The sequence below is a fragment of the Tateyamaria sp. genome (assembly GCF_039945315.1).
In the GTDB taxonomy this organism is placed as follows: Bacteria; Pseudomonadota; Alphaproteobacteria; order Rhodobacterales; family Rhodobacteraceae; genus Tateyamaria.
In genome coordinates this window covers 1-3,792 of the sequence record NZ_JBDUXB010000040.1, presented here as the reverse complement: position 1 = coordinate 3,792, position 3,792 = coordinate 1, and the positions used below count along the sequence as shown (strand labels likewise).

Below are 3,792 nucleotides of genomic sequence, written 5' to 3'. Positions count from 1 at the left end.
CCGCATCTCAGCCATTGGGGCGTCGTGCAGCGAAGGTCCGCTTGTTGGTATTTGATGCTTTGGAATTTAATGGGTGCAGAGGCCGTGTGCTTGGTATCTGCCAGCGAGGGGCCTTCTCCGAAGGACTTTAGGAGGTTCTTTCTCGCACCCCCCCCAAAAAAATTTTGACGGGGGCCGGTTTGCAGTGCGGAGGTGTCCTGGCTCCACTACCCTCGCAAATTTGCCGACCGGGGGGGGGGCTCTGAACAGTCTTTTTTTTCAGCGTCACAGGCTGCATTTCCGGTCCTGCCTTTAATTTTGCTATGGCTCATGCCCCGGACGGGAAAGGTTCAATACCGCACAGCGTTTGGGTCGCCCGGACGGCGCATACCCCCCTCCCCGATCAGGGACAGGCTTTCTTGTCTTCTTCCAGCAGCCTGTAAACGGACGCCCGAGCTATGCCAAGGCGTCTGGCTATCTCTGTTGGTCCAAGTCTTTCAGTCTCACGCAATCGCCTCACTGCATCACGGTCGATAGATTGACTTCTACCCCTGTATTTTCCCGCAGCCTTTGCTTTCAGGATACCTTCCATCTGCCGCTCTTTACGGAGATTAGTCTCAAACTCAGAGAAGACGCCCAGCATCTGCAAGAATGCTTTGCCTGCAGCACTACTGGTATCCACCGGCTGCTCTGTCGCCTTCAATTGCACCCCTTTGTCCTTAAGTTCGCTCACAATACTAAGCAGGTCTGACATTGAGCGGGCAAGCCGATCCAGACGGGTTACCACCAAAGTATCGCCTCCCCTCATGTACTCCAGCGCCGAGACTAAAGCCTGCCTTCCACTGCGAGTGTTGCCCGATATTTTCTCCTCAAAAACCTTTTGGCATCCCGCCGCTTTAAGGGCTTCTTGTTGGATGGATAGGTCCTGCTCATTGGTCGACACCCTCGCGTAACCGATGCATTGGCCTGACATGGAGTGTTTCCTTTGCCTCTAGATATGTGGGACATACTGTCTCATTAGCCGAAATAGGGCCCTATTGAAACACAATTTCTGGCGTTTGGAGGTGTCACTTTAGAGTGTACCCCAATACAACACGAGCATCCAAACTGGTATGACCTGCTAAGTCGTAATCTGCTGACATGCAGAAAGGGGGGCTGAGCCGTCATCAGTCGCAGTGTCGATGAATGGCAGCTTTGCTCAGGAGCTGACGTTGGCGAAAATCAGGGCAATGTCTCAGTTGCAGGACGAAACCGCCGTTCGCGGCAGCATGTACCAACGTCTGCTGTGCGGACTTTTGAGACATTCATTTTTCGGACTTTGCTGACGCAGCATCGCTTCGCATTTGTGGCAGACTTTTTGCTGAGCCGCGGCCCAAGTCACTTAAGCGGTCATTGCCGAACCGTTTCGATGACCGCTGCCGATGCCCTAGTGTTCGGCCGTGCACTTTGTTATCCGCGCCTCAGGCCGCGCAGCAACGGACGCCAGGCCAAGAGCAGGATCACTGCTGCGACCAGCAGAACCTCGAGGCCGCTCGACCCCAAATCGCCGAAAGGTGCAGAGCTACCGCCGCCCGAGCAGCTCTGGAAGCTCGCATTGCAATTCGCATTACGGTAAGCATTTGCCGACTGGGCGACAGCCGCACCCGATCCGAAGAAGAGCGCGACGGGGATCCATGCCGTTATGGTTTTCAGGGACTTCATTGTATTTCTCCTTTTTAGGTTGCCAGTGACCAATCTAGTGACGGGGACACACCGCAGCGGCCCAGTTCCCGATAGGCAAACACTGTTGTAGACCAAGCGCTGCGGGCAGAGCCCGACAGGTAGAGCGCATGGCTTATGCGTTGCGCGATCATGCGCACGCGCGGGTACCGATCGAACCGTTCACCTCGGTGAACAAAACCCTCGGCGGAAATGGCTTCACCAAAGCCTGAGATCACAGTTTCAAATCGTTGTGCCGTTGGCGGCAACGGAAGCATGATGACGGCGCCCGTGCAGGCTGTCGGCGTGAAGACCACTGCTGCGATGTTCCCGCTGATCGCGATGTTCGACGTCTGATCCTGCACGAGACCGTTGGACTGCATCAGGCGTTCTGCCAGCGCGATGCCGGCGGCCCTGTCAAAATCGGGACCGGCGGGCACCATGATCTTCAGCCAAACGCCGATCAGCGGAAGGATCAGAAGAAGCGATGCAGCACGTCTCATGCTGAAAGCCTCCGCAGGTCGAAAGCGATGATACCGGCGACACAGGCAAGGGCGGCCATGCGTACTAAAGATGCGCCCCGCCCGTCGTGCAGCCACTCGTACGTTTGGGCATCGAATGCCATGCCGGCAATCCGCAGTGCGTTAACTGCGACCATTACTGTCGCCACTAGCACGGCTGTGGGCAGGGCGCGGGCAGGCACACAGCCCAGTACGAAGCGGGTCGCCGTATACCACATCATCAGCGCCACCGAGAGATTGCCCAGCACGCCGCACCGCCAGACCAGCAGCAGGTCCATGCCTCCGGGAACAGACAGGCTGGCTGCACTGGCCGAAACGGGTGTGCCCGATAGGGAAAGGAACGCCGCAGCCAGCTTCGTGTCGAGAGCGAGGAGATCGCCTCCAATGAGAAGGCCCGCCGCCGAAACGATCGGCGCGTGCAGCCCGACCGCCAGAAGGACCGTCGCCCCATCCCGCGCGCGCCCCGTCGTGCGGTTTGCCGTGAGGAGTAGGAGCATCGAGATGGAAAGGCCGAGCCAGGCCGCATCCGCGCTTCTCAGCAGCGCCCCGATCGCGGCGGGCAACATGAAGGGCAGCAGATCTTCTGCGCGCGGTGCCTGCAGCAACCTGAACAGGCCGAGGGCGACACAACATAGCACAACTTTGCTGACGCCCACATCGGGCAGTCCGCCAACCTGTTCAGCCACTAGCAGCGCAGGCGCAGTGGCATTCGCGAGCGCACCAAACACGGTCGCCGTGATGAAAATCCTTGCCAGACGGGGCTTTGAAATCCCGGCGGAGACGGATAGGGGGATGGAGGACAACACCACGAGTTCCTCAATAACTTCAGAGCTATATAAGAGTTTTATCAGCCTCCGAGACGCGACGCCAATTACATTTCGTATAGTCTGGGGCGCATTCGACTAGGCGTGATCTCCTTTCGGATATGCCTGAAATTACCATCAGGGTCGCTTGTTGTCAGCTCTGCCGTTTGAAAAACCGAATAGCGGGAAACCTCCCATTCGGGCGTTTGGACAGTGTTCCGGTCGCTCCTGACTGCGGCGAAGTCGAGTGAGAGCGGACACTCCGGCCCACTGCAGTGAATGGCACCTTTCCGCCCTTCACGTCGGATGTTGCGATCTGCACCAACGGAAACATTGGGCTCGATGCAGTCATCCGACTGTTTTGCTCATATGGCGGCTGTGTAGCGCAAAGCAGTCCTTCATGGCTGGAATTTCAAACTTCTGCAGTCAACGACCCTCTTCACCTGCAGCGGATTTTTCTGCGCACCGGTGTTTCCAATTCGACGACCTCAGTATCAGCTGGCAATGGCCGCACTTTTCGCTCTGGCAACTGATCAGCCACCGAAGCCAGCCGGTCTGATATTGACGCCTGTTTGGCAGTTAAGTCGATGGAACCGCCATGGAGATGGTCTACAGCGACGCTGTGAACCTTGCCAAAAGCGCGTTCTTGTGCCGCTGTCGCCAACAGTATTTGCTCTCGCGGCTTGATCCAGCCAGACGGTCCCCAAGCGCTTTCATCAGACAGAAGCTGCGTCATGCGATTAACCGCAAGCTCACCATTTGAACGGATGGCTTCGCGGACTTCTACTGGC

Annotated in this window: 5 protein-coding genes; all 5 read right to left on the bottom strand. The window is 57.3% G+C overall.

The genetic code is table 11. The annotated features are described in order from the left end of the window. Nucleotides 1-382: 382 nt before the first annotated feature. Nucleotides 383-952 (bottom strand): recombinase family protein, encoded by a 570-nt coding sequence (locus ABJD00_RS13235; RefSeq protein WP_413829692.1) that lies wholly within the window; start codon nucleotides 950-952, stop codon nucleotides 383-385. Nucleotides 953-1,428: 476 nt separating this feature from the next. After that, nucleotides 1,429-1,680 (bottom strand): hypothetical protein, encoded by a 252-nt coding sequence (locus tag ABJD00_RS13230; protein WP_413829690.1) that lies wholly within the window; start codon nucleotides 1,678-1,680, stop codon nucleotides 1,429-1,431. 14 nt (nucleotides 1,681-1,694) lie between these two features. Beyond that, nucleotides 1,695-2,180 carry a hypothetical protein gene (locus ABJD00_RS13225; RefSeq protein WP_413829688.1) on the bottom strand — a complete coding sequence of 162 codons (486 nt, stop codon included), beginning with the start codon at nucleotides 2,178-2,180 and terminating at the stop codon, nucleotides 1,695-1,697. Beyond that, nucleotides 2,177-3,001 (bottom strand): hypothetical protein, encoded by an 825-nt coding sequence (locus ABJD00_RS13220; RefSeq protein WP_413829686.1) that lies wholly within the window; start codon nucleotides 2,999-3,001, stop codon nucleotides 2,177-2,179. The genes ABJD00_RS13225 and ABJD00_RS13220 overlap by 4 nt, the downstream gene beginning before the upstream one ends. A gap of 439 nt (nucleotides 3,002-3,440) precedes the next feature. Then, nucleotides 3,441-3,792: hypothetical protein (locus tag ABJD00_RS13215; RefSeq protein ID WP_413829684.1), on the bottom strand; the 352-nt coding region annotated here is incomplete at its 5' end.

What these genes read in the sequence shown, in the direction of transcription:
- ABJD00_RS13225 (WP_413829688.1), bottom strand. Translation starts at nt 2,180, where the DNA reads ATGAGACGTGCTGCATCGCTTCTTCTGATCCTTCCGCTGATCGGCGTT.
- ABJD00_RS13235 (WP_413829692.1), bottom strand. Translation starts at nt 952, where the DNA reads ATGTCAGGCCAATGCATCGGTTACGCGAGGGTGTCGACCAATGAGCAG.
- ABJD00_RS13230 (WP_413829690.1), bottom strand. Translation starts at nt 1,680, where the DNA reads ATGAAGTCCCTGAAAACCATAACGGCATGGATCCCCGTCGCGCTCTTC.